Raw genomic sequence first — 24,190 nt, 5'->3', positions numbered from 1 at the left:
ATGCGTTTCTTTCTCGTGCCGCTCTTTCTTATCGTCTGGCCTCTGGCAGAAATCGCCGGCTTTGTCCTCGTGGGGCGTGCGCTCGGCCTATGGGCGACGCTCGGCCTGGTGATCGGCACAGCGGTACTTGGCGCGTTCCTGCTCCGCAGGCAGGGCATGCATATTCTAAGAGAGATTTCCACGGAAGGCCGGGAAGGGCGGATGCCCGGCCGGACCCTCATCGACGGCGCGATGATCGTGGTTGCCGGCATCCTGCTCCTCCTGCCAGGCTTCATCACCGACATTATCGGTCTGGCGCTCTTCATCCCATTCGTGCGCGGGGGCCTCTGGTCATTGATTGGCCGCCGCATCGTGGTGGTCCGCACGTCCAGCAGCACGCGCTACCGTTACGACGGCGACCGGTCCTCCCCGGGCGGTAAGAAATCAGGCCCGGTAGTCGATCTCGACGAGCAGGATTTCCATCGCAATTCGAATCCCTCCTCGCCCTGGGCCGGACCAAAAAACGAGGAACATTGAACAGGCCAGTTGGTTTGCCGGGGATTGGCAAGCCCAACAACGTTCCCATTTAGCCTTGAAACCCTCTAACCCGAAATGTTAGAGGGCCTCAACGCTCCAACGCCTCGAGGAAATCCCATGGCAGACGAAAACAACCAGGCAGCAACGCCGTCCATCAATATCCTGGCACAATACACCAAGGATCTCTCCTTCGAGAACCCCGGCGCACCCCGATCGCTCCAGGCGCGCGACAAAGCGCCGAACATCAACATCAATGTCAATGTCAACGCCAACCCGCTTTCCGAGGTCGATTTCGACGTCGTGCTGACCCTGGAGGCCAAGGCCCAGGAAGATGAGAAAGTCGTGTTTGCGACGGAACTGGTCTATGGCGGCGTTTTCCGCATCAGCGGTTTCCCGCAGGAACACATGCTGCCGCTGCTATTCATCGAATGCCCGCGGCTGCTTTTCCCCTTCGCACGCCAGATCATCGCCGACGTGACGCGCAACGGCGGTTTCCCGCCCTTGATGATCGATCCGATCGATTTCGCGCAAATGTTCACGCAGCGCATGGCCGAAGAACAGGCCCGCGCCAAGGTGCAATCGCTGAACAGCTAAACCTGATCCGTTGCAATAAAAAGGCCGGGTCCCTGACCCGGCCTTTTTTCATTTCACTCGACAGTCTGATATTTCAGCCAAAGCGCCTTCTCCTTGAGCGTTGCGACCATGGCGCTATGGGCTTCGATCTCCGCTGCGGTGATGCGGGCTGCCAGAGCCCGCGGGCGGCCGGCAACGGTTACGACCACTTCCTCGACTTCGACTACCGTCGTCGGCCTCTCCGCATCAGACAGGCCGAGCGCTGCCTGACGGCCACCGGTCATCTCGATATAGACTTCCGCCAGGAGCTCGGAGTCGAGAAGCGCCCCGTGTTTGGTGCGGTGGGCATTGTCTATGCCATACCGGCGGCAGAGCGCATCGAGCGAATTAGGCCCCATCGGATGTTTGCGGCGGGCCATGGCGAGCGTATCGACGACCCGGTCCATCATGACCGGCGGAAGCCCGAGCCGCTCGAACTCCGCGTTGATGAAGCCCATGTCAAAGTTGGCGTTATGGGCGATCCATTTGGCACCGTCAAAAAATTCGATGATCTGATGAGCCACGTCGGCAAAACTTGGCTTGTCCTTCAGGAACTCGTCAGTAATGCCATGTACGGCAAGCGCATCCGGGTGGACCTTGCGGTCGCCAGGGTTGATATAGAGATGGAGCGTTCTTCCGGTCGGGAAATTATTGATGAGCTCGATACCGCCGATCTCGATCACCCGGTCGAATTTCGTTTCGAGACCCGTGGTTTCCGTATCGAAAATGATCTCGCGCATGTCATTGGTCCGTTTCTTTGGCGCTCATCTTTGCCGCTTTCAAAGCGGCTATGATTTCTCGCACTCTTTGTCTCGCCGCATCCAGACCAAGCCCGGTATCGACCAGGAAGTCGGCCCTTTTTCGCTTTTCAGAGTCGGGTATCTGGCGGGAGAGAATCATCTCCAATTTTTCCTCGGTCATGCCCGGGCGCGCAAGCACTCTTTCGCGCTGAATCTGTGGATCACAGGTGACGACGACGACGACATCCACACGATCCTCCCCCTTCACTTCGAAAAGCAACGGTATGTCGAGCAGCACAAGATCGGCGCCGGCTTGTCGATGACGCTTCAGGAATTTGACTTCGCGACTGCGAACCAGCGGGTGGACGATCGATTCAAGGAGCGGAAATTTTTCCGGCGCGGCCGCAAGCTGGCGCGAGAGCTCCTGACGGTCGATGACGCCATCCCTGACCGCGCCCGGAAAGGCTTCACCGATCGGTTTCACCGCATCGGTTCGATAAAGATCATGGACCACGGCGTCCGAATCATTCACCGGCACGCCCTCATCCGCGAACATTTTCGCGGTCGTGGATTTTCCCATGCCGATGGAGCCGGTGAGCCCGATGACGATCATCTATGTCTTTCCATGTCGGCGATGACTAGATCGCGGAGTGCCTCGTCGACCAATGGCCGATGCCCGAACCATTTTTCAAAACCAGGCACGGCCTGATGAAGCAGCATGCCAAGGCCATCGACGCTCGCAAAACCCTGGTTTTCCGCCTGAGCGAGCAACGGGGTCTTCAGTGGCACATAAACGATATCGGTGACGACCGCGTCGTCCTTCAGCGGCGAGAAATCGATTTGCCGCACCTCACCGCCATCCATGCCAAGGGATGTCGTGTTGACGAACAAGCCAGCACCGGACATCGCCTCGCTCAACGCTTGCAGGGAATGGGCATGCACTTTGGGGCCGAAGCGATCGGCAAGCTCCTGGGCGCGCGGAACGGTCCGGTTGACCACGTGAATTTCGCCAATGCCGCGGTCGCGGACAGCCTGAATGACAGCGCGGCTCGCACCGCCGGCGCCGAGGATCACGGCGCGATCGATCTTATCCCAGCCGGGATGACGAGCATCAAGATTGGCCGTGAAGCCATAGCCGTCGGTATTCGTCGCGTTAAGCTGGCCGTTTTCCATCCAGAGCGTATTCGAGGCGCCAAGTTCCTTCGCCAGGGCATCCGGCCGGTCGGCGAGCCTAAACGCCTGTTCCTTATGCGGTATCGTGACATTGCCGCCGCGATATCCCGAACTGCCGTCCTTCAAGCCTTGAATGAAAGCCGGAAAATCCTCTTCGGAGACGGCTTCGGCTTTGTAAGTACCGGCGATGCCGAATTGCTTCAGCCAGTAATTATGGATCAGCGGCGAGCGCGAGTGTTTCACCGGCCAGCCGGTAACGAACGCGTTAACCAAGAATGTTTCACGTGAATCAGCCATCGATCGTTCCAAGGTCACGCAGTTTTTCCAGGAGCGGCAGCATGGGTAAGCCCAGGATGGTAAAATAGTCCCCGTCGATCTTCGAGAAGAGCTGGATACCTTCGCCTTCAAGCTGGTAGGCGCCGACACTGCCGAAGACCTTTTCTCCAACCCGCGTCAGATACCGATCGACGAAAGCGACGCTCAATGCCCGCACGGTCAAGTCGGCATGGGCGACATGCTCCCACACGACCTCATTATTGCGGGAAAACGCAATGGCGCTATTCAGCCGATGAGTCTTACCGGAAAGCGACAGCAGATTTTCCTTCGCCTCCTCGATGGATTTCGGCTTGTGATATACCCGGTTGCCGAGAGACATGGTCTGGTCCGATCCAATCACCAGCGCACCAGGGAAATGCCGACTCACATCCAGCGCCTTGGCCCTGGCGAGCGCCAGTGCCACCTGATCAGGGGACGCTCCTTCCAGGCATGCTTCTATCTCTCGTTCATCGATTTCAGCGGCGCGACTTTCAAATGTCAGGCCAGCATTCTCCATCAGCATCCGGCGAAAAGGGCTGGCGGAGGCAAGCACGAGGGGAACTGTCACGAGGAATCTCCCAGAAGCGGCAGGCGTTTCCGCTTAACGCAGCTTCGGGCGAAGCGCAACGATTGCAGCAGCCGTCTCCTCAATCGACCGACGCGTCACGTCTATGACTGGCCAATTGTGCCGGGCACACAGAGCGCGGGCATATTTCAGCTCCTCATTGATCGTTGCACGGTCGGTATAATGCCGATGATCGAAGCCATGTGTCGCCCCAAGCTCCCGGTTTTCGCGGACCTGGCTAATGCGATCCGTCGTCGCGACCAAGCCGACGATGAGTGGATGAGTCGCTCGATAAAGGCTTTCCGGCAAGTCGGCGCCAGGCACGATCGGGATATTGGCTGTCTTGATGCCCCGGTTGGCAAGATAGATGCTGGTCGGTGTCTTTGACGTGCGGCTGATACCGACCAGCACGACATCCGCCTCGTCATAGTCCTCCGGCATCTGCCCATCGTCATGATCCATGGTGAAATTGAGCGCTTCGATGCGCTTGAAATAGTCGGCATTCAACGCGTGTTGCGCGCCCACCCGCCGGCGAGACGGCGCGCCGAGATAGGCTTGAAACGTCGCCATGATCGGCTCAAGAACATTCACGCTTGGCAGGCCCATTTCACGGCAGCGCCGGTCGATGAATCCCGCCAGTTCCTGATCGACAATCGTGTAAAGGACGATGCCCGGTTCCCGATCGATGTCTTCCAACACCGCCAAAAGCTGCTTGCGGTTTCGGATCAACGGATAGACATGCTCGATCGCAAACGACGACTGGAATTGAACCGAAGCAGCCCTGCCCGCGGAGATAAGAGTCTCGCCCGTCGAGTCAGATATCAGGTGCAGATGGAAGAAGTTTTTTCTATTCTCCACGCTAATCTTTACCCTTTGTTGACAACTCGGGAGAGACGATCCGAACTTTCCTGCCAGTCGCCCGCTGCTTGGAAAACAGCCTCGTTTTCCACATCTGCAGGTTTCGTGGACGTCAATCAAGCGAACTTGTGGGCTCTGGGGATAAAGACACCCAAGCGGTTTTCCATCCCCAGTTTATCCACAGATGGCAATCAGGCTATAATGCGCCTATCCAACTGGAATCGCTCCAAAATATTGATCTCTTCCTTCGATTACAAGATTTCAGGCAGGTTCTGTACCGCCCCGATGGCGAGAGCGACGGATCGCCGCGTCGGCTGTGATTTGACTTTAATCCTTGCTACCCACCGACTCTAAGAAATAGAAAACAAAATTAAATTCTTTTCTTTGATTTAGGGAGAACCCATTGACCGGCGAAACCCGCAAGATCGTCGCGGTGCTTGAAGGCAGGACCGTCAAACCGCCACCGATCTGGCTGATGAGACAGGCAGGACGCTATCTTCCTGAATACAGGGAAACGCGGTCGAAGGCCGGAAGCTTTCTCGATCTCTGCTACACCCCGGATCTGGCCGTCGAAGTGACCTTGCAGCCGATCCGGCGCTATAGCTTTGATGCGGCGATCCTCTTCTCCGATATCCTGGTTATTCCGGATGCTTTGAAGCGGAATGTTCGTTTCGTGCAGGGAGAAGGTCCACAGATGGACCCGATCGACGTTTCCGCCATCGAAAGGTTGAAGGGCGACGGGGTTCTCGACTACTTGGCACCGGTGATTGAGACGGTGCGTCGATTAAGAAAGGAACTGCCGGAAGAAACCGCCCTGCTCGGCTTTTGCGGCGCGCCCTGGACGGTGGCTACCTATATGATCGCCGGCCACGGCACACCGGACCAGGCTCCCGCCCGGCTGTTTGCCTACCGGTACCCGGAAGCTTTCGAAAAACTTCTCTCTTTCCTGGCTGAGGTATCAGCGGAATATCTGATCGCCCAGATCGATGCGGGTGCGGACGCTGTGCAGATTTTCGATTCCTGGGCGGGGGTTCTCGGAGAGCGAGAGTTCCAAGCTTACGCTGCAGGGCCGGTTGCGCGTATGATCGAGATTGTTCGCAAGGAGCGCCCGGATGCCAAGATCATAGCCTTTGCCAAAGGCGCTGGTTTCAACCTGAAGACCTATCGCCAGAAGACCAAGGCAGATGCGATCGGCCTCGACTGGTCGGTGCCACTCTCTTTCGCAGCCGAGCTGCAGAAAGACGGGCCGATTCAGGGCAATCTCGATCCGATGCGGGTGGTCGCCGGCGGAAAGTCGCTGGAGGAAGGTATCGATGCGATCCTGGAGAAACTCGGAAACGGACCGCTGATCTTCAATCTCGGGCACGGCATCACACCGGAGGCCAATCCCGATCATGTGACGGCGCTGATGAGGCGCGTACGGGGAGCAAGGTTATGAATGCGTCCGAGCTGCAGAGTGGCCGGGCGGCCGGGCGGCGATCGGCGATTCGCGCATTCGTCGCGCTTGTCGTCTTCATCGCGATCCTGGCTACGGTCTATCTGGCGCAGCCGGATGATTTTGTCCTCTATATCAAGGCTTTCCATGTGATCGCTGTGATCTCCTGGATGGCGGGGCTTCTCTATATGCCGCGGCTTTTCATCTATCACAGCGACGCAGAACCGGGCTCAGCCCAGTCGGAAACCTTCAAGATGATGGAACAGCGGCTCCTGAAGATCATCATGAACCCGGCGATGATGATCACATGGGTTCTGGGCCTTTTCCTGGCTTGGGATGTTTATGGATTCCGCGGCGGCTGGCTGCATGCGAAGATCGGGTTGGTGATCTTTCTTACCCTGGTGCATGTGCTGTTTGGTCGCGCCGTCCGGAATTTCGCGGTCGACGGTCCCCGTAAATCACCACGCTACTGGCGGATGCTGAACGAATTGCCGACAGTGCTGATGATCGGAATTGTCATCCTCGTGATCGTAAAACCGTTCTGATGTTCTTTTTCTCAGCAAGAATTTCTGCTTGCCCCTTGCGGCATTCCACGCGAGTCGCTATTTTCGCGCCATCTCATCTCGTGGCATGCGTGTAATTTCCCATCGTCCCTGGATCATTTTCCGCGGGAGCGAAGTTCACCGACACGCCTATATTCTCCCTAAAATTCTCACACTACGGTCCCCTCTTCATGGCTGAAATGAAGCTTCAAGAACTCAAGAGCAAATCTCCCACCGATTTGCTGACCTTTGCCGAATCTCTGGAGGTCGAGAACGCCAGCACGATGCGTAAGCAGGAGCTGATGTTCGCGATCCTTAAAGTTCTGGCGAGCCAGGACATCGAGATCATCGGCGAAGGTGTGGTCGAGGTCTTGCAGGACGGGTTCGGCTTCCTGCGTTCGGCGAACGCCAACTATCTGCCTGGCCCGGACGATATCTATATCTCTCCCTCCCAGATCCGACGGTTTTCTTTGAAGACCGGCGATACGGTCGAAGGTCCGATCCGAGGGCCAAAGGAAGGCGAGCGTTATTTCGCGCTCCTCAAGGTCAATACAATCAACTTTGATGATCCGGAGAAGATCCGGCACAAGGTCCATTTTGACAATCTGACCCCGCTTTATCCGAATGAGCGGTTCAAGATGGAACTCGATGTTCCAACCTCGAAGGACCTCTCGGCTCGTGTCATCGATCTTGTTGCGCCGCTTGGAAAAGGCCAACGTGGCCTTATCGTCGCGCCGCCGCGCACGGGTAAGACTGTCCTTCTGCAGAATATCGCTCATTCCATCACGGCGAATCACCCGGAATGCTACCTCATCGTTCTCCTGATCGATGAACGCCCGGAGGAAGTGACGGATATGCAGCGCTCGGTGCGTGGCGAGGTCGTTTCCTCGACGTTCGATGAGCCGGCCGTTCGTCACGTACAGGTCGCCGAGATGGTGATCGAGAAGGCCAAGCGCCTCGTCGAGCACGGCCGTGACGTTGTCATCCTGCTCGATTCGATCACCCGCCTTGGCCGCGCCTACAACACCGTCGTGCCGTCCTCCGGCAAGGTCCTGACCGGCGGCGTGGACGCCAACGCGCTGCAGCGGCCGAAGCGTTTCTTCGGCGCGGCCCGTAACATCGAAGAAGGCGGTTCGCTGACCATCATCGCGACGGCGCTTATCGACACTGGCAGCCGCATGGACGAAGTCATCTTCGAAGAATTCAAGGGCACCGGCAACTCGGAAATCGTGCTCGACCGCAAGGTCGCCGACAAGCGTATCTTCCCAGCGATGGACATTCTGAAGTCCGGCACGCGCAAGGAAGATCTGCTTGTGCCACGCCAGGACCTCCAGAAGATTTTCGTGCTTCGCCGTATTCTCGCTCCGATGGGTACGACGGATGCGATCGAGTTCCTGATCGACAAGCTGAAGCAGACGAAGAACAATGGCGATTTCTTCGACTCGATGAACACTTGATCCTTAGCCGGATTCCCGAATTCTTAAGCGCCCGGTTTCAACCGGGCGCTTTGAGTTTCTGGACCTGTTTGATAAAGCATCCGGATGAACCGAACCGAGGACACGATCTTTGCACTCTCCAGCGGCACCCTGCCGGCGGGCGTCGCAGTTGTGCGGTTGAGCGGTTCTGGGGCCTTCGACGCCGCAGCCGCTTTGGCTGGCGATCTGCCCGTTGCACGAAAAGCAGGTCTCAGAGCGATCCGGAGTCGCGAAGGATCGGTTATCGATCAGGCGCTGCTTATCTGTTTTCCCGGACCGGCGTCCTTTACCGGCGAGGATTGTGTGGAGTTCCATCTGCATGGGAGCCGTGCGGTGGTATCTGCTGTCTACGAGGAACTTTCAGCCCTTCCCGGCCTCCGTCTTGCAGAGGCCGGCGAGTTCTCGCGTCGCGCGTTTGAGAACAGCAAGCTCGATCTGGTCGAGGTCGAAGGTCTCGCCGACCTTATCGCTGCTGAGACAGAGATGCAGCGTCGGCTTGCCGTCGAACAGAGTTTTGGCGGCCAATCTGCTCTTTACCGGGGATGGGCAGAGCGGCTGACGCGCGCGCGTGCAATGATAGAGGCAGAGTTGGATTTCGCCGACGAGGATGATGTCCCGGGGTCGGTATCCGATCTTGTGTGGTCAGATATGGGCGATCTCTACGCCGAGATCGAGCAGCATCTTGGGTCAGCGAAGGCAGGTGAAATCGTCCGCGATGGATACAAAGTGGTGATCGCAGGACCACCTAACTCTGGAAAATCAAGCCTTCTCAATGCTTTAGCGAAACGAGACGTCGCGATTGTCACGGAGATTGCAGGGACGACAAGAGATATTCTCCATGTGGATATCGATCTGGAAGGCTATCTCGTCCGCTTCTTCGATACGGCTGGTCTTCGCGAGACCGGAGATCTTGTTGAACAGGAAGGCGTACGCAGGGCGCGGATCGCGATCGAGCAAGCTGACATGATCCTAGAGCTCGAGGAAATCGATTCGGTTTCGAAACATGACGTGAAACTGCCCGGGACAAATCTGCTTCGGCTGGGCACAAAGCTCGACAAGCATGGCGTTTCACCGAACTACGATTTTTGCATATCCAGCAAGACGGGAGAAGGTCTGGAGCAACTGCGCGGGCGTATTCTAGAGGAGTTGCGCAAGGTTTGGACGGGTTCGCTTGTTCCCAATCGACAACGGCAGGTCCACTATTTGAAAGAGGCTTCCCAATCGGTCGCAGAAGCGCTAAATGGCCAGGAACTGGACATTCGAGCTGAAAGCCTTCGGGCGGCTGCATCGTCGCTGGGCAGGATCACCGGCCATGTGGATGTCGAACAGCTTCTGGATGTCATTTTTTCGCAATTCTGTATTGGCAAATGATTCACGTGAAACGTTGCGGCGACGCGGTTTCATGGAGAGATGAAAATGGACACGGTTTTCGACGTGATTGTGATCGGGGGCGGGCATGCCGGCTGTGAAGCAGCCAGTGCCGCCGCTCGCATGGGTGCGAGAACCGCACTGATCACGCACAAAAAAGAGACGATCGGTGTCATGTCCTGCAATCCCGCCATTGGAGGCCTTGGCAAGGGGCATTTGGTCCGTGAGGTGGATGCTCTGGATGGGTTGATGGGGCGGGTTGCTGACGAGGCGGGGATTCAGTTTCGGCTTCTCAACAGAAAGAAGGGGCCCGCGGTCCGGGGGCCAAGGACGCAAGCGGACCGCAAACTCTATCGTCTGGCAATGCAGCGCGAGATTTTCAGCCACCGGAACCTGATCGTCATCGCAGGGGATGCGTTTGACATCGATATTCGAAACGGCCGCGTCGCTGCGGTCGAGCTGAAGGATGGGCGTCGATTCGGATGCGGAACGGTTGTCTTGACGACCGGCACCTTTCTTCGCGGTTTGATTCACATCGGCGACGAAAAGACACCGGCAGGTCGTGTTGGGGAAGAACCCTCGCTTGGTTTATCGGCCACCTTGTCTCGCTTCGGCCTCAAGCTTGGACGGTTGAAGACCGGCACACCGGCACGGCTTGATGGAAGGACGATAGACTGGGCCGGCATTGGGCGGCAGGAAGCGGACGAGAATCCGGTTCCGTTTTCTTTCATGACGGATCGGATCGTGACGCCGCAGATCGCATGTGGAGTTACGCGCACGACGGATGCTACCCATAAGATCATCTCGGACAATATCCATCGGTCGGCCATGTATTCCGGCCAGATCGAGGGCGTCGGGCCGCGCTATTGCCCATCCATCGAAGACAAGATCGTTCGGTTTGGCGAACGGGACGGCCACCAGATCTTTCTGGAGCCGGAAGGCCTGGATGATTGTACGGTTTATCCGAACGGTATCTCCACGTCGCTGCCGGCCGAGGTGCAGGACGCCTTCATAAGAACCATTCCGGGACTGGAGAAGGTCTCTATCCTACAACCCGGTTATGCGATCGAGTATGATCATGTTGATCCACGGGAACTTAAGGCTTCTCTGGAAGTGAAAAAGATGCCGGGGCTTTTCCTCGCCGGCCAGATCAATGGCACGACAGGGTATGAGGAAGCAGCAGCTCAAGGCCTTGTCGCGGGCCTTAACGCGGCACGCTCAGCAGCCGGTTGCGAGCCTCATCATTTCAGTCGGGCGGACTCCTATATCGGTGTTATGATCGATGATTTGACATCGCGTGGCGTGACCGAGCCCTACCGCATGTTTACATCGCGGGCCGAATATCGCCTCTCGCTTCGTGCGGACAATGCCGATGTCAGGCTCACGGAAAAAGGTATTGAACTGGGATGCGTCGGCAATGCACGCAAGAAGAAATACGGAGCTTATCAAGAGTTGCTGGATAGTGGGCGTCAACTTCTGCGCTCCCTGAACCTGACACCTAAGGAAGCCAGCCAGCATGGTTTGAAGATGAACCAGGATGGGCAGCGCCGGACCGCGTATGAAATCCTCGCCTATCCGGATCAGTCGCTCCCGTCACTTGCCACCATCTGGCCCGAACTCGGCGAGCTTTCGCCTAAGGTGGGAGAAGCTTTGGAGATCGAGGCCTCCTATGCTGTTTATATGAACCGGCAAGCAGCCGACATTCATGCCACGCACCGGGACGAAGCACGTATCATCCCTCAAGGCTTTGATTTTTCAGCACTTCCTGGCCTTTCCAACGAACTGAAACAGAAACTGGCGGTCGCTAATCCCGTTAATTTGGCCCAGGTTTCGAAAGTCGACGGCATGACACCGGCGGCCCTTGCCCTTATCCTGGCGCTTCTCCGCCGGGAAGAAGCAGCAGCCAATCGCGTTAAACGAGTCTCCTGATGCTGTTGAACGGCAGGAGTGTTTCACGTGAAACGCAGGAACGGCTGGAGCATTTTGCTCTGCTTTTCCAAAAATGGGCAAAGACGATCAATCTCGTAGCCCCCTCGACTCTGGATGAGTTCTGGAACCGCCATATTTCCGATAGTGCACAGATCTTTCATCTCTCACCGGAGCCTCTTCGCTGGATTGACCTAGGATCGGGTGGGGGATTCCCGGGGATTGTCACAGCGATCTTTCTGGCCGAGTTGCAGGATGGCTGGGTTCATCTTGTGGAAAGCAATCAGAAGAAGGCTGCTTTTCTTCGGGTTGCCTTGGCGGAAACGCATGCGAGAGGATCAGTCCACCCATTGCGAATAGAAGCGGCGTCGCGAATCATCCCGGAATGCGATCGGATCTCCGCACGGGCCCTGGCGGAGCTCGATGTCCTTCTTTCATATTCCGCCGATTGGATGATTGGGAAGAAAACCAGGGCTTTTTTTCACAAAGGCCGGGATTATGCGGCGGAAGTCGCGAAAGCACGTGGCCGTTGGGCTTTCGATCTGATAGAACATCGAAGTGTCGTCGAGGCGGACTCCATGATCCTCGAGATTGGCAATTTAAGGCGCAAAGAACCCTAGATTTTAGGTGCGGCATGTTCGAAAAGAATCGGATTATCACGATAGCCAACCAGAAAGGTGGCGTCGGCAAGACGACAACAGCCATAAATCTCGCCACGGCGCTTGCTGCAATCGGCGAGCATGTGCTCATTGTCGATCTGGATCCGCAAGGAAATGCCAGTACGGGACTGGGTATCGAACGCAGAGATCGCAAACTGTCTTCCTACGATCTGCTGATGGGTTACAACACGGTTGCCGAGGCTGCGCTCGAAACGGCAGTCCCGAATCTGTCGATCATTCCTTCGACCATGGATCTACTTGGATTCGAGATGGAGATTTCCCAGTCTCCCGATCGAGCATTCAAACTTCGACGCGCCCTGAACGCCGATGAAGCGGTGGCCTATTCCTATATTCTCGTGGACTGCCCGCCCTCGTTCAATCTGTTGACGATGAACGCGATGGCTGCCGCTCATTCGGTGCTTGTTCCGCTGCAATGCGAATTTTTTGCGCTGGAGGGGCTAAGTCAGCTTCTGGAAACCGTCGACCAGGTGCGTCGTACGGTTAATCCTTCTCTGGATATCCAGGGGATCGTGCTTACGATGTTCGATGCACGAAATAACCTTGCGCAGCAGGTTGTCAGTGATGTACGGACGTATCTCGGCGAAAAGGTCTATCACACCCTTATCCCGCGTAATGTCCGCGTTTCGGAAGCGCCATCCTATGGTAAGCCGGCTATTCTGTATGATCTGAAATGCGCCGGCAGTCAGGCCTATCTTCAGTTGGCCTCGGAGGTGATTCAGCGGGAACGCAGGCGGAAAGCCGCCTGAAGGCTGTAGATTCACAGGTGAATTAGAGAATGAACGACGATCTTTCAAAGAGGCGCCTTGGCCGCGGGCTCGCGGCACTGATCGGTGAAATGGATCAGCCGTTGCCGGTGGATAGCGTATCGCGCAGCGTCAATCCCGACCGGCTGGTTCCGATCGAGCATGTTTCTCGGAACCTGAAGAATCCGCGGCGGAATTTTGACGAGAGCGAACTGCAGGACCTAGCAAGCTCGATACGTCAACATGGCATCGTGCAGCCGGTAGTCGTGAGGCCGACGGGGGGCGAGCGATACGAGATTATCGCCGGCGAGAGACGCTGGCGCGCGGCTCAGCTTGCCGGATTGGTTGAGATTCCGATCATCGTGCGGGATGTCGACGACAGGACTGCGCTGGAGCTTGCCATCGTCGAGAATGTCCAGCGGTCGGATCTCAATCCCCTCGAAGAAGCGATGGGTTATGATCAGCTCATTGCCGAGCATGGTTACACTCAGAACGATCTGGGGGAGATCATTGGTAAGAGCCGGAGCCATGTGGCGAACAGTCTGCGCCTTCTCAAGCTCCCAGAGCCGGTTCGTGAAATGCTCTCGGCGGGTAGTCTATCTGCCGGACATGCACGTGCGCTAATCACCACGTCGGATCCGGTGGCGCTGGCCCGCGCGATCGTCGCCAAAGGCATGTCCGTTCGTGATGCGGAGCGGCTGGCTCAGAACGATATCAAGGCACAGTCTGAACCTGCATCTGTTTCGAAAGCGGAACAAAAGGATTCGGATACCCTGGCGCTTGAGCGGACGCTTTCTGATTCTCTCGGTCTGGAGGTTAAGATCAATCATAAGAGTGGCGGCGGCCATGTCCGGATCAGCTATCGAACGCTGGAACAACTCGAAGAAATCTGCCGTCTTTTGGAACGGCGATAATCCAAGAAATTCAACGGTTTGACTGAATGGTAATAGCCATCAGTGCGTGGAAGGCGATGCTGGGCTCAAGGCTTTGCTTCTGGCGTGACGTGAGGACTGCGGCCTGAAGCCGTTCGGTTTCACGGGAAAGCGCTTGGGAATTCCAATTTCTCAGCGCTTTTTCGATGGTCGGTTTTCGCCTGAAGTGAATGTGCCGGCCAAGCGTCGTCATGACCTGAGCGACAGGCAGTTTCTTCTCTTCCATCTCTGCCTTCATCAAGTCCAGCATCTGAAACTGCTTCAGGCAGGATTGCAGGACAAGGAAAACCGGCGTCTTTGACGATAGCACTTTCTGGACGGCGCGGTGCAGGCCCGGAAGATCGCCGCTCAGGACGGCATCGACCGCCTCATCGGAGGAAACACTGCTGGCATCTCCGATGATCTCCTCGACATGCCCTTCCTCGATGACACCCTGACCACGGCAATAGAGAGCGAGCTTGCGGATTTCATTACGGGATGCTGCCCGATCTCCGCCGAGCAGGTCCAAGAGTCTCTGGCGAGCAGCCGAATTGATCCGCAGGCCTTCGCTCGCCAGTTCGGTATCGATGAGGCCGTTGAGAGCCTTGATGTCGTCTGCATAGCAGGGGATGATGGCAATGGATTTGGCAGGCTCTGCGATTTTGCGCAGACCGCTGCCCTTCTTGAGGTCGCCGGCTTCGACAATCAGGATATTGGCGGCCGTTGGACCATCGGCAAGCACCTGCATCGCGTCCAGAAGCGGCTTTTCGTTGGCCGCGCCGCGCAGCCAGATGAGCTTGGAGCCGCCAAAAAGACCGAGCGCGTTGACTTCGTCGAGCAACCTGCCGGGGTCGCCTTGAAGATCGGAAGTGTCGATCTTGAGCATGGCGAACGGGTCATCCTGAGAGATGCCCGTCTTGCGGGCCAGCCATGCCGCCCTTTCGGAAACGAGGCCGCGATCCGGGCCGTAGATCACAAAAATCCTGTAGAGCTCGGCACCCTTTTCGGCAAAGCGATCGAACTCGTGGGACTTTATTTCTGCCATGCCGTTTGCGGCTGAGGTTCGCGCGCCAGCGCAATGGCGATCTCGGCGCGGATAAACTCAGCAAGCTCCCTTGCCGCGCGGTTTTCAGCATCCCGGATCGCGCGCAGCTTTGCGAAGCCTTGGCCGGAAACATCGATGAGCGAAACGACTTCCCGTTTGCCGGATCTCAGCACCTGACCATCGCTCACGCGGGTCAGTGTATAGACTCCCTCGACCTGGACGCGGCCGGGAAGTGGTACGCCAGTCGTGGATACGTTGTCGTCGTCCTCGTCATCAATGATGCTGGAGGCCGTGCTTGTTGCTGCAAGCTTCACGTCATAGGTGGAGTGCTTGGATTCACCTGCTCCGCCGGAGGTCAAGAAAACCAGATGGTTGCGAATAACCTGGTCAATCCGGCTTTTAGGTTGCGAGAAGCTGACGGCAGCCAGACGTTCACCGGTGCCGTGAGACTCGGAATAAAGCGGGCGAACCTGGCAACCGGCAAGAACAGTAAGCATTGCGAGGCAGGAGACGAGCCCAATGCGGCGAAGAGAGCGGTCAAGCGACAATGTTCACGATCCTCTGTGGGACGACGATGATCTTCTTCGGCGCACGGCCATCAAGAGCCGCTTTCACCGCATCCAGCGTCAAAACCGCAGCCTCGACCGCACTTTGATCCGCGTCGCGCGAGATTGTCAATTCGGCCCGCTTCTTACCATTGATCTGGACCGGCAGTGTGACATCGTTCTCGACGACCAGTGCCTCGTCGTATTGCGGCCAGGCCGTTTCGGCAACCAGATCCTTATTACCGAGCGCCGCCCAGCACTCCTCGGCCAGATGCGGCGTCATCGGCGCGACGAGCTGGATCAGGATTTCAGCAGCGTTGCGAACGGCGCCGCGATAAGCAGCATCACCTTCGCCGGCTGCCACCTTGCCGAGCGGCGCGGCCAGCGTGTTCACGAGTTCATAGATGCGCGCGACAGCCTTGTTGAAGGAGAGCTTGTCGTAGTCCCCCTGGACCGCCTTCAGCGTCTTGTGGGCGAGCTGGGAGATTGCCAGCGCATCACCCTCCCTGGCCGCAACCGGATCGACCCCCGCCAGGCCTTCGGAAGCCTCGGAAATCAGCCTCCAGAGGCGTTGCGTGAAACGATGAGCGCCTTCGACACCGGCCTCCGACCAGATGACGTCGCGATCCGGCGGCGAATCGGACAGCACGAAAAAGCGGGCCGTGTCGGCGCCGTAGGAGGCTATGATATCGTCCGGATCAACGACATTCTTCTTCGACTTCGACATCTTCTCGATCGAGCCGATCGTGACTTCCTCACCGGTCAACAGGAGGGTCGCGCGTCGTTTGCCATCGACTTCCTCGATGCGAATATCCGCCGGCGAAACCCACTCACCGTTCGGCCCCGAGCCGTGGCGGTAGGTTTCATGTACGACCATACCCTGGGTGAAAAGGCCCTTGAAGGGCTCCTTGACGTCCACATGGCCGGTTTCACGCATGGCGCGGGTAAAGAAGCGCGAATAGAGCAGGTGCAGGATCGCGTGCTCGATGCCGCCGATATATTGGTCGACCGGCAGCCAATGATTGGCCGCGGCTGGATCGGTCGGCCCGTTCTCCCAGGGGGCCGTGAAGCGCGTGAAGTACCAGCTCGAATCAACAAAGGTATCCATCGTGTCCGTCTCGCGACGGGCGTCCTTGCCGCAATTCGGGCAGGCGACATGGCGCCATGTCGGATGTCGGTCGAGCGGGTTGCCCGGCTGATCGAAGGTGACATCATCCGGCAGCCTGACAGGCAGGTCCTTTTTCGGCACCGGCACGACGCCGCAATCTTCGCAATGGATGACCGGGATAGGGCAGCCCCAATAGCGCTGGCGGGAAATGCCCCAATCGCGCAGGCGGAAATTCACCTTACGCTCCGCTTGGGGCATGTTCCCGAGCAGGGTACCGGAGAGTTTGTCGGCGACGATCTCGAAGGCCTCGCTCGTGCCCTTGCCGTCCAGGAAGCGGGAATTAATCATGACGCCGTCGTCGACATAGGCGGTATCGCCTATTGCAAAGGTTGCGGCATCGCCGTCCTTCGGCATGACGACCGGAACGACCGGCAGGCCGTATTTGCGGGCGAAATCGAGGTCGCGCTGATCGCCCGACGGGCAACCGAAGATCGCGCCAGTGCCATATTCCATCAGCACGAAATTCGCGACATAGACCGGCAGTTCCCAGGACGGATCGAGCGGATGCCTGACGCGGATGCCCGTGTCTATCCCCTTCTTCTCGGCCGTTTCCAGCGCGGCGAGCGACGTTCCGTGCCGACGGCATTCCTCGACGAAGGATTCGATAGCCGGATTCGTCGCGGCTACCGCCTTGGCAAGCGGATGGTCGGCGGCGATCGCCAGAAAGGAGGCGCCGAACAGCGTGTCGGGACGAGTGGTATAGACCACCACCTCGCTCTCGCCGGCGGGAGCCGTGGACGGGACGATTTCCCAGCGGATGGTGAGACCTTCGGAGCGGCCGATCCAGTTCTTCTGCATCAGCCGGACCTTTTCCGGCCACTGGTCCAGCGTATCGAGCGCCTCGAGCAGGTCCTGGCTGAAATCGGTGATCTTGAAGAACCACTGCACCAGCTCCCGCTGTTCCACCGGAGCGCCGGAGCGCCAGCCGCGGCCATCGATGACCTGTTCGTTGGCGAGCACGGTCTGGTCGACAGGATCCCAGTTGACCTTGGACTGCTTGCGGTAGACCAGCTCCTTTTCCATCATGTCCAGGAAGAGATGCTGCTGGCGGTGGTAGTAATCGACATCGCAGGTCGCGAACTCGCGGGACCAGTCCAGCGACAGGCCCATGGCCTTCAATTGCGCTTTCATCGACGCGATGTTCTGGTAGGTCCAGGATTTCGGATGCACCTTGTTGTCGCGCGCGGCATTTTCGGCCGGCATGCCGAAGGCGTCCCAGCCCATCGGGTGCAGCACGTTGAAGCCGCGGGCGCGTTTGTAGCGGGCGACCACGTCGCCCATGGCGTAGTTGCGCACATGGCCCATGTGGATGCGGCCCGACGGATAGGGAAACATCTCAAGAACGTAATATTTCTCGCGCGGATCGTTGTTGTCGGTTTCGAAAACCTTGGCCTCGTTCCACTTCTGCTGCCAGCGTGGCTCGGCATCGCCAGGGTTGTAACGTTCAGTCGCCATTTCGATGATATTCCGGGAAAATCAAGATAAGAGTTGGGCGAGACCTTCATCATGAAACCCCGCAAGCGTCAAGTTTTCGGGGGCGGGAAGGGGGCAAGTTTCGGACGGAAGGTCTTGGCAGAGCCCTATATGAGAGTTAATCGCTCTCTTCGCAAGCAACACGGAAGGTCGGATCATGAGTGTCGAGGAACGGCTGCAGGATGTGGAGGCGCGGATCGAGAAGGCGGAGCGTCAGGCCAGGCGACCAGCCGGTTCCGTGACCCTCGTGGCCGTGTCCAAGACTTTCGATGTCGAGCATATCCGTCCGGTCATCGCGGCCGGCCAGCGGGTGTTCGGCGAAAACCGGGTACAGGAAAGCCAGGGCAAATGGCCCGCCCTGAAGGCCGAGACGCCGAAGATCGAGCTGCATCTGATCGGCCCGCTGCAATCCAACAAAGCCGCCGATGCCGTCACATTGTTCGATGTGATCGAGACTGTCGACCGCGAGAAGATCGCCCGGGTACTCGCCGAGGAGATGAAAAAGCAGAATCGGACGCCCCGCCTCTATGTTCAGGTGAATACGGGGCTGGAGCCGCAAAAGGCTGGTATCGAGCCAAAGGAGACCGTGCATTTCGTGGAGTTCTGCCGAAACGAGCTCGGCCTCCCAATAGAAGGGCTGATGTGTATTCCGCCGGCGGAAGAGAATCCCGGGCCGCATTTCGCCCTGCTTGCCAGGCTCGCCCGGGAAAGTGGCGTCGAGAAGCTTTCGATGGGTATGTCCGGCGATTTTGAGACCGCTATCGAATTCGGAGCGACCAGCGTTCGGGTCGGCTCGGCGATCTTCGGCGTGAGAGAATAGATTTTTGTCAAGCCCCTAGCGCTTTCGTCGGGGTTTCCCCCACTCCTCCCGCACCCTAGATTGGCTGATCTAGGCTAGCTTATGGCGGGAGGTGCAGATGCAAAGCCGTTATCTCAAGGTCTACGAGGCTTGGCAGAAGGATCCGGAAAATTTCTGGCGCGAAGCTGCTGCCGCGATCGACTGGTTCAAAGAGCCGGAGGCGATCTTCGTCAAGGACCAGGGCGTCTATGGACGATGGTACCCCGGCGGCGAGACGAACACCTGTTATAACTGCGTGGACCGACATGTCGCTGCCGGCCAAGGTGAAGTCCCGGCCTTTATCTACGATAGTGCCATGACGGGCACCAGGAAGACTTTCAGCTATGCCGAGGTGCTGTCGGAGGTCCAGGCGATCGCCGCCGTGCTGCGTAACCATGGCGTCGAAAAAGGCGACCGGGTCATCATCTACATGCCGATGATACCCGATGCGGTATTTTCCATGTTGGCCTGCGCGCGGCTCGGAGCGATTCATTCGGTTGTGTTTGGAGGGTTCGCGGCCCATGAGCTTGCTGCTCGGCTCGACGATTCCAAGGCCAAGGTGGTGATCAGCGCCAGCTGCGGTCTGGAGCCCGGGAGGGTGGTGGCGTACAAGCCGCTTCTCGATCAGGCGGTGGATATGGCGAAAACAAAGCCCGACTATTGCCTGATCCTGCAGCGCGACCAGTTGCATGCACCGCTGCGTTACGAACACGGCGACCGGGATTTCGCCGAGGCCATCGAAGCTGAAAAAGTCAACGGTACGCAAGTGCCCTGCGTACCGGTCAAGGCGACCGATCCGCTCTATATCCTCTATACGTCGGGAACCACCGGTCAGCCCAAGGGTGTTGTGCGGGACAATGGCGGACACATGGTGGCACTCCGCTGGAGCATGGAGAATATCTACGGCCTGAAGCCTGGCGATGTCTTCTGGACGGCCTCGGACATCGGTTGGGTGGTCGGCCATTCCTACATCGTCTACGGGCCGCTACTGGCGGGCACGACGAGCGTACTGTTCGAAGGAAAGCCGGTCGGCACGCCCGATGCCGGCACGTTCTGGCGCGTAATCAATGAGCACAGGGTGAAAGTCCTCTTCACGGCGCCCACGGCATTCCGTGCGATCCGCCGTGAAGATCCGGAAGGGGAGTATATCGCCAAATACGACATTTCCAGCCTGCAGGCGCTGTTCCTTGCGGGGGAGCGCGCCGATCCGGAAACACTGAAATGGGCAGAACAGCAGCTCGGAATCCCTGTGATCGATCATTGGTGGCAGACGGAAACGGGCTGGGCGATCGCCGCAAACACGGCCGGTCTTGGCCTCATGCCGGTCAAGCACGGCTCGCCCACCCGACCGATGCCGGGTTATGCGCTCGACGTTCTGGACGATGCCGGACATCCGGTGCCGCCCGGCATGCTCGGCAATATCGCCGTCAGGCTGCCCTTGCCGCCCGGTTGCCTCGTCAGCTTCTGGGGGGCGGATGACCGCTTTCGAAAGGCGTGCCTGGAGGAGTTTCCGGGCTACTACAAGACTGCCGATGCGGGCATGATCGATGAGGATGGCTATGTCTTCGTCATGGCCCGGACCGACGATGTCATCAACTGCGCCGGGCACAGGCTTTCGACAGGTTCGATGGAGGAGGTCTGCGCCATGCATCCGGATGTCGCCGAGTGTGCCGTCATCGGCGTTGCCGACCAGCTGAAGGGACAGGTGCCCTGCGGTTTCGTGGTCTTGAAACACAACATCACGCGCGACCATGCGATGATCAAAAAAGAAGTCGTGGAACTGGTTCGGAACGAAATAGGCCCGGTTGCGGCCTTCAAGACGGTGATGGTCGTCGACCGGCTGCCAAAAACGCGATCTGGCAAGATCCTGCGCGGCACGATGCAGAAGATCGCCGATGGGATGCCGTGGAAAATGCCGGCGACGATCGACGATCCGGCGATCCTTGACGAGATCACCGCGATCTTGAAGGCGAACGGCTATGCACATGAAGGAGGCGGCCTGAAACAGACCGCCTGAGATATGAATCGACAAGCCCCGGAAGCGTTCCGGGGCTTGTCGTGTCTGTCGCCGGGAATTTGACAGTCCGCTCAGAAGTGGTCGTCTTCTTCATCCTCTTCGCGGCGGTTGGATTTCAACGAGCTGAGCTTTGCGAAAACCGCATCCGCATCGATTTCCTTTTCTTCCTCGCGCTCGCTGCGATAACCGAAGTCGAGGTTCTCGGTTTCGGACGCAGGTTGCAGCGACGCGCCGAGTTCGGCGGCGGTCGGCAGCGGACGGCCCTTGGAGGCCTTTTCCACTTCCAGGTCGAGATCAATCTGGCTGCAGAGGCCGAGGGTGACGGGATCCATCGGCGTCAGGTTGGCCGAGTTCCAGTGAGTGCGCTCGCGGATCTGCTCGATGGTTGACTTGGTCGTGCCGACAAGGCGGGAAATTTGCGCGTCCTTGAGTTCCGGGTGATTGCGGACCAGCCAGAGGATGGCGTTCGGACGGTCCTGGCGCTTGGAGACCGGCGTATAGCGCGGGCCACGGCGCTTCGATTCTGGCACGCGTACCTTGGGCTCGGAAAGCTTCAGCTTGTAGTTCACATCCGCCTCTCCCCGAGCGATCTCGTCGCGGGAAAGCTGCCCGGTGGCGATCGGATCGAGGCCCTTGATGCCCTGCGCCGCTTCGCCATCGGCAATTGCTTTCACTTCGAGCGGGTGCAGCTTGCAGAACTGGGCGATCTGGTCGAAGGAAAGGGCCGTGTTGTCGACCAGCCAGACCGCAGTCGCTTTCGGCATAAGCAATTGTTGAGCCATAGGTATAGTTCCTCTGTCCGTCCGCGCCGGTGTCGCGGGCCGTGGGTATCAACCACAATTTCCGGGAATTCATGTGGCTCTATAACCGGAATGGGTCAGAATTGCAAATCTCAAACAAAATGACCATTCGTCTAATTGTCCGGGTTGCTCCACCTGTTATGAATGCGGCACAAATCGCTAAAGTCTGACCTTGGCTTCGGCATTTCGAATGGGAGGTATTCATGTCCGAAAAAATTTATCCGGTGCTCAGGCCCGTCAAAGCACGCGCTTTGATCGACAAGGAAAAATACGAAAAGTGGTATGAGGAGAGCGTCGAAGATCCGGACAAGTTCTGGGGCAAGCACGGTCGGCGCATCGACTGGTTCAAGCCTTACACCAAGGTCAAGAACACGTCGTTCAAGGGCAAGGTTTCGATCAAGTGGTTCGAGGACGGGCTCACCAACGTCTCCTACAACTGCATCGACCGCCACCTGAAGACGCATGGGGAGCGCACCGCGCTGATCTGGGAAGGCGACAACCCCTATATCGACAAGAAGATCACCTATAACCAGCTTTACGATCAAGTCTGCCGGCTGGCCAACGTGCTCAAGAAGCACGGTGTCAAGAAGGGCGACCGGGTTACCATCTACATGCCGATGATCCCGGAAGCGGCCTATGCGATGCTTGCCTGCGCCCGCATCGGGGCGGTCCACTCGGTGGTCTTCGGTGGCTTTTCGCCTGAAGCACTGGCCGGCCGCATCGTCGACTGCGAGTCTACCTTCGTCATCACCTGCGACGAGGGCGTGCGCGGCGGCAAGCCGGTGCCGCTCAAGGAAAATACCGATACCGCCATCCATATCGCTGCCCGGCAGTATGTGACGGTCGACAAGGTGCTCGTCGTGCGCCGCACCGGCGGCAAGACGAACTGGGCGCCCGGCCGCGACCTCTGGTATCACCAGGAAATCGCCAGCGTGAAGCCGCATTGTGAGCCGGTAAAGATGAAGGCCGAAGACCCGCTCTTCATCCTTTACACGTCGGGTTCGACCGGTAAGCCCAAGGGCGTGCTGCACACGACCGGTGGTTATCTCGTCTACGCGGCGATGACCCACGAATATGTTTTCGATTATCACGATGGCGACATCTACTGGTGCACGGCGGATGTCGGCTGGGTGACCGGCCATTCCTACATCGTCTACGGTCCACTTGCGAACTGTGCCACGTCACTGATGTTCGAGGGCGTGCCGAATTTCCCGGATCAGGGCCGCTTCTGGGAAATCGTCGACAAGCACAAGGTCAACATCTTCTACACGGCGCCGACGGCGATCCGCTCGCTGATGGGCGCCGGCGACGAATTCGTGAAGCGTTCCTCGCGGACGAGCCTCAGGCTGCTCGGCACGGTCGGAGAACCGATCAATCCGGAAGCCTGGGAATGGTACTACAACGTGGTCGGTGAACAGCGCTGCCCGGTGATCGACACCTGGTGGCAGACGGAAACCGGCGGTCACATGATCACGCCTCTGCCGGGTGCGACAGACCTGAAGCCCGGTTCGGCGACCATGCCTTTCTTCGGCATCAAGCCGCAACTGGTGGACAACGAAGGGAATGTTCTCGAAGGCGCCGCCGACGGCAATCTCTGCATCACCGATAGCTGGCCGGGCCAGATGCGCACCGTTTATGGCGACCATGAGCGCTTCGTACAGACCTATTTCTCGACCTATAAGGGGAAATATTTCACGGGCGACGGCTGCCGCCGCGACGAAGACGGCTATTACTGGATCACCGGCCGCGTCGATGACGTGCTGAACGTCTCCGGCCACCGCCTTGGTACGGCCGAAGTCGAATCGGCGCTCGTCTCGCATCATCTGGTCTCCGAAGCCGCCGTGGTTGGTTATCCGCATCACATCAAGGGACAGGGCATCTATTGCTATGTAACGCTGATGGCCGGCAACGATGGCACGGATACATTGCGGCAGGAGCTCACCAAGCACGTCCGCCAGGAAATCGGCCCGATCGCGACGCCGGACAAGATCCAGTTCGCGCCCGGCCTGCCGAAGACGAGGTCCGGCAAGATCATGCGCCGCATTCTGCGCAAGATTGCCGAGGACGATTTCGGTTCGCTCGGCGACACGTCGACACTCGCCGAGCCGGCGGTGGTGGACGACCTGATCGCCAACCGCCAGAACAAGGCGGATTGATCACGGGAAGGCCGTCCGGATCTCCGGGCGGCCTTTCAGCATCCGATGCGGGATCGGATTTCCTCGACCTGTTCCCGCGTATGGCAGATGTTTTCGCAAGGAATGCCGTCCTTGTCCGCATCAGCCCGGCGATAGCCTTCGCACCAGATCTCGACCGCTTCTTCACAACTGTCAACCTGCTTGCAGGTTTTTCGCGAACTCTGGGCATAGGTTGCCGAGGCCGCAAGAGTGGCCAGGACACAGATCAAGATTGTCAGCCGTTTCATACTTATCCCCCGAAGGGAGGGTA

23 protein-coding genes are annotated in these 24,190 nt (G+C 58.2%); 13 read left to right on the top strand and 10 right to left on the bottom strand.

The features are described from left to right. Together J2046_RS26855 and secB are read left to right on the top strand one after the other, a co-directional pair. Nucleotides 1-516: an FxsA family protein gene (locus J2046_RS26855; protein ID WP_210057048.1), complete on the top strand. Its 516-nt coding sequence runs from the start codon at nucleotides 1-3 to the stop codon at nucleotides 514-516. Between the two features lie 117 nt (nucleotides 517-633). After that, nucleotides 634-1,110 (top strand): protein-export chaperone SecB, encoded by a 477-nt coding sequence (secB, locus tag J2046_RS26850; RefSeq protein WP_210057046.1) that lies wholly within the window; start codon nucleotides 634-636, stop codon nucleotides 1,108-1,110. Between the two features lie 53 nt (nucleotides 1,111-1,163). Here secB and dnaQ read toward each other — a convergent pair whose 3' ends face one another. From dnaQ to J2046_RS26825, 5 genes are read right to left on the bottom strand one after another with little or no spacing between them, the layout of a single operon-like run. Next, nucleotides 1,164-1,868 carry a DNA polymerase III subunit epsilon gene (gene dnaQ / locus J2046_RS26845; protein ID WP_210057044.1) on the bottom strand — a complete coding sequence of 235 codons (705 nt, stop codon included), beginning with the start codon at nucleotides 1,866-1,868 and terminating at the stop codon, nucleotides 1,164-1,166. A 1-nt stretch (nucleotide 1,869) separates the two neighbouring features. Further along, nucleotides 1,870-2,481 (bottom strand): dephospho-CoA kinase, encoded by a 612-nt coding sequence (gene coaE / locus J2046_RS26840; protein ID WP_210057043.1) that lies wholly within the window; start codon nucleotides 2,479-2,481, stop codon nucleotides 1,870-1,872. Next, nucleotides 2,478-3,338 carry a shikimate dehydrogenase gene (locus J2046_RS26835; protein ID WP_210057040.1) on the bottom strand — a complete coding sequence of 287 codons (861 nt, stop codon included), beginning with the start codon at nucleotides 3,336-3,338 and terminating at the stop codon, nucleotides 2,478-2,480. Before J2046_RS26835 ends, coaE begins: the two co-directional genes overlap by 4 nt. Next, nucleotides 3,331-3,924, bottom strand: a complete 594-nt coding sequence (locus J2046_RS26830; protein WP_210057039.1) for a Maf-like protein — start codon at nucleotides 3,922-3,924, stop codon at nucleotides 3,331-3,333. The genes J2046_RS26835 and J2046_RS26830 overlap by 8 nt, the downstream gene beginning before the upstream one ends. A 33-nt stretch (nucleotides 3,925-3,957) precedes the next feature. Further along, nucleotides 3,958-4,779 carry a pyruvate, water dikinase regulatory protein gene (locus J2046_RS26825; RefSeq protein ID WP_210057037.1) on the bottom strand — a complete coding sequence of 274 codons (822 nt, stop codon included), beginning with the start codon at nucleotides 4,777-4,779 and terminating at the stop codon, nucleotides 3,958-3,960. A 403-nt stretch (nucleotides 4,780-5,182) separates the two neighbouring features. Here J2046_RS26825 and hemE point away from each other — a divergent pair, with 403 nt between their 5' ends. The 8 genes from hemE to J2046_RS26785 all read left to right on the top strand — a co-directional run bounded on the left by hemE (nucleotide 5,183) and on the right by J2046_RS26785 (nucleotide 13,862). Beyond that, nucleotides 5,183-6,217: a uroporphyrinogen decarboxylase gene (gene hemE / locus J2046_RS26820; RefSeq protein ID WP_210057034.1), complete on the top strand. Its 1,035-nt coding sequence runs from the start codon at nucleotides 5,183-5,185 to the stop codon at nucleotides 6,215-6,217. Then, nucleotides 6,214-6,759 carry a protoporphyrinogen oxidase HemJ gene (gene hemJ / locus J2046_RS26815; RefSeq protein WP_210057032.1) on the top strand — a complete coding sequence of 182 codons (546 nt, stop codon included), beginning with the start codon at nucleotides 6,214-6,216 and terminating at the stop codon, nucleotides 6,757-6,759. The genes hemE and hemJ overlap by 4 nt, the downstream gene beginning before the upstream one ends. Nucleotides 6,760-6,947: 188 nt before the next feature. After that, nucleotides 6,948-8,213 carry a transcription termination factor Rho gene (rho, locus tag J2046_RS26810; RefSeq protein WP_152601182.1) on the top strand — a complete coding sequence of 422 codons (1,266 nt, stop codon included), beginning with the start codon at nucleotides 6,948-6,950 and terminating at the stop codon, nucleotides 8,211-8,213. Nucleotides 8,214-8,297: 84 nt separating this feature from the next. Next, nucleotides 8,298-9,602 (top strand): tRNA uridine-5-carboxymethylaminomethyl(34) synthesis GTPase MnmE, encoded by a 1,305-nt coding sequence (mnmE, locus tag J2046_RS26805; RefSeq protein WP_210057030.1) that lies wholly within the window; start codon nucleotides 8,298-8,300, stop codon nucleotides 9,600-9,602. A 45-nt stretch (nucleotides 9,603-9,647) separates the two neighbouring features. Next, the gene (gene mnmG, locus J2046_RS26800) at nucleotides 9,648-11,528 is read left to right on the top strand and encodes a tRNA uridine-5-carboxymethylaminomethyl(34) synthesis enzyme MnmG (protein WP_210057028.1); all 1,881 of its coding nucleotides are present in this window, start codon (nucleotides 9,648-9,650) and stop codon (nucleotides 11,526-11,528) included. Continuing rightward, nucleotides 11,528-12,145 carry a 16S rRNA (guanine(527)-N(7))-methyltransferase RsmG gene (rsmG, locus tag J2046_RS26795; protein WP_210057026.1) on the top strand — a complete coding sequence of 206 codons (618 nt, stop codon included), beginning with the start codon at nucleotides 11,528-11,530 and terminating at the stop codon, nucleotides 12,143-12,145. The genes mnmG and rsmG overlap by 1 nt, the downstream gene beginning before the upstream one ends. Nucleotides 12,146-12,159: 14 nt before the next feature. Next, on the top strand, nucleotides 12,160-12,951 hold the full coding sequence (locus J2046_RS26790; RefSeq protein WP_210057024.1) for a ParA family protein: 792 nt from the start codon (nucleotides 12,160-12,162) through the stop codon (nucleotides 12,949-12,951). A 29-nt stretch (nucleotides 12,952-12,980) separates the two neighbouring features. Further along, nucleotides 12,981-13,862: a ParB/RepB/Spo0J family partition protein gene (locus J2046_RS26785; RefSeq protein WP_210057022.1), complete on the top strand. Its 882-nt coding sequence runs from the start codon at nucleotides 12,981-12,983 to the stop codon at nucleotides 13,860-13,862. Nucleotides 13,863-13,872: 10 nt separating this feature from the next. Here the strand turns inward: J2046_RS26785 and holA are convergent, their stop codons facing one another. From holA to leuS, 3 genes are read right to left on the bottom strand one after another with little or no spacing between them, the layout of a single operon-like run. Continuing rightward, on the bottom strand, nucleotides 13,873-14,904 hold the full coding sequence (gene holA / locus J2046_RS26780; RefSeq protein ID WP_210057020.1) for a DNA polymerase III subunit delta: 1,032 nt from the start codon (nucleotides 14,902-14,904) through the stop codon (nucleotides 13,873-13,875). Next, complete coding sequence (locus J2046_RS26775; protein ID WP_233470311.1) at nucleotides 14,892-15,452, bottom strand: hypothetical protein; 561 nt, start codon at nucleotides 15,450-15,452, stop codon at nucleotides 14,892-14,894. Before J2046_RS26775 ends, holA begins: the two co-directional genes overlap by 13 nt. Beyond that, nucleotides 15,442-18,072: a leucine--tRNA ligase gene (gene leuS / locus J2046_RS26770; protein ID WP_210057018.1), complete on the bottom strand. Its 2,631-nt coding sequence runs from the start codon at nucleotides 18,070-18,072 to the stop codon at nucleotides 15,442-15,444. Before leuS ends, J2046_RS26775 begins: the two co-directional genes overlap by 11 nt. Before the next feature lie 175 nt (nucleotides 18,073-18,247). Between leuS and J2046_RS26765 the strand changes: the two genes are divergently transcribed. Together J2046_RS26765 and J2046_RS26760 are read left to right on the top strand one after the other, a co-directional pair. Further along, on the top strand, nucleotides 18,248-18,910 hold the full coding sequence (locus J2046_RS26765; RefSeq protein ID WP_210057015.1) for a YggS family pyridoxal phosphate-dependent enzyme: 663 nt from the start codon (nucleotides 18,248-18,250) through the stop codon (nucleotides 18,908-18,910). A gap of 97 nt (nucleotides 18,911-19,007) precedes the next feature. Then, on the top strand, nucleotides 19,008-20,945 hold the full coding sequence (locus tag J2046_RS26760) for a propionyl-CoA synthetase (protein ID WP_210057013.1): 1,938 nt from the start codon (nucleotides 19,008-19,010) through the stop codon (nucleotides 20,943-20,945). 71 nt (nucleotides 20,946-21,016) lie between these two features. On the opposite strand, the gene J2046_RS26755 is transcribed toward J2046_RS26760, so the two are convergent. Further along, nucleotides 21,017-21,727, bottom strand: coding sequence for a DUF1013 domain-containing protein (locus J2046_RS26755; RefSeq protein WP_210057011.1), 711 nt, complete (start codon nucleotides 21,725-21,727; stop codon nucleotides 21,017-21,019). Nucleotides 21,728-21,948: 221 nt separating this feature from the next. On the opposite strand from J2046_RS26755, the gene acs reads away from it, so the two are divergent. Further along, nucleotides 21,949-23,901, top strand: coding sequence for an acetate--CoA ligase (gene acs, locus J2046_RS26750; RefSeq protein WP_210057009.1), 1,953 nt, complete (start codon nucleotides 21,949-21,951; stop codon nucleotides 23,899-23,901). A gap of 35 nt (nucleotides 23,902-23,936) precedes the next feature. Here acs and J2046_RS26745 read toward each other — a convergent pair whose 3' ends face one another. Next, the gene (locus J2046_RS26745; protein ID WP_210057008.1) at nucleotides 23,937-24,167 is read right to left on the bottom strand and encodes an excalibur calcium-binding domain-containing protein; all 231 of its coding nucleotides are present in this window, start codon (nucleotides 24,165-24,167) and stop codon (nucleotides 23,937-23,939) included. Nucleotides 24,168-24,190: the final 23 nt, after the last annotated feature.

It is taken from the genome of Neorhizobium petrolearium, from assembly GCF_017873175.1.
In the GTDB taxonomy this organism is placed as follows: domain Bacteria; phylum Pseudomonadota; class Alphaproteobacteria; order Rhizobiales; family Rhizobiaceae; genus Neorhizobium; species Neorhizobium petrolearium.
The sequence above is the reverse complement of the archived record's forward strand: the minus strand, read 5'-3'. Positions and strand labels throughout refer to the sequence as shown.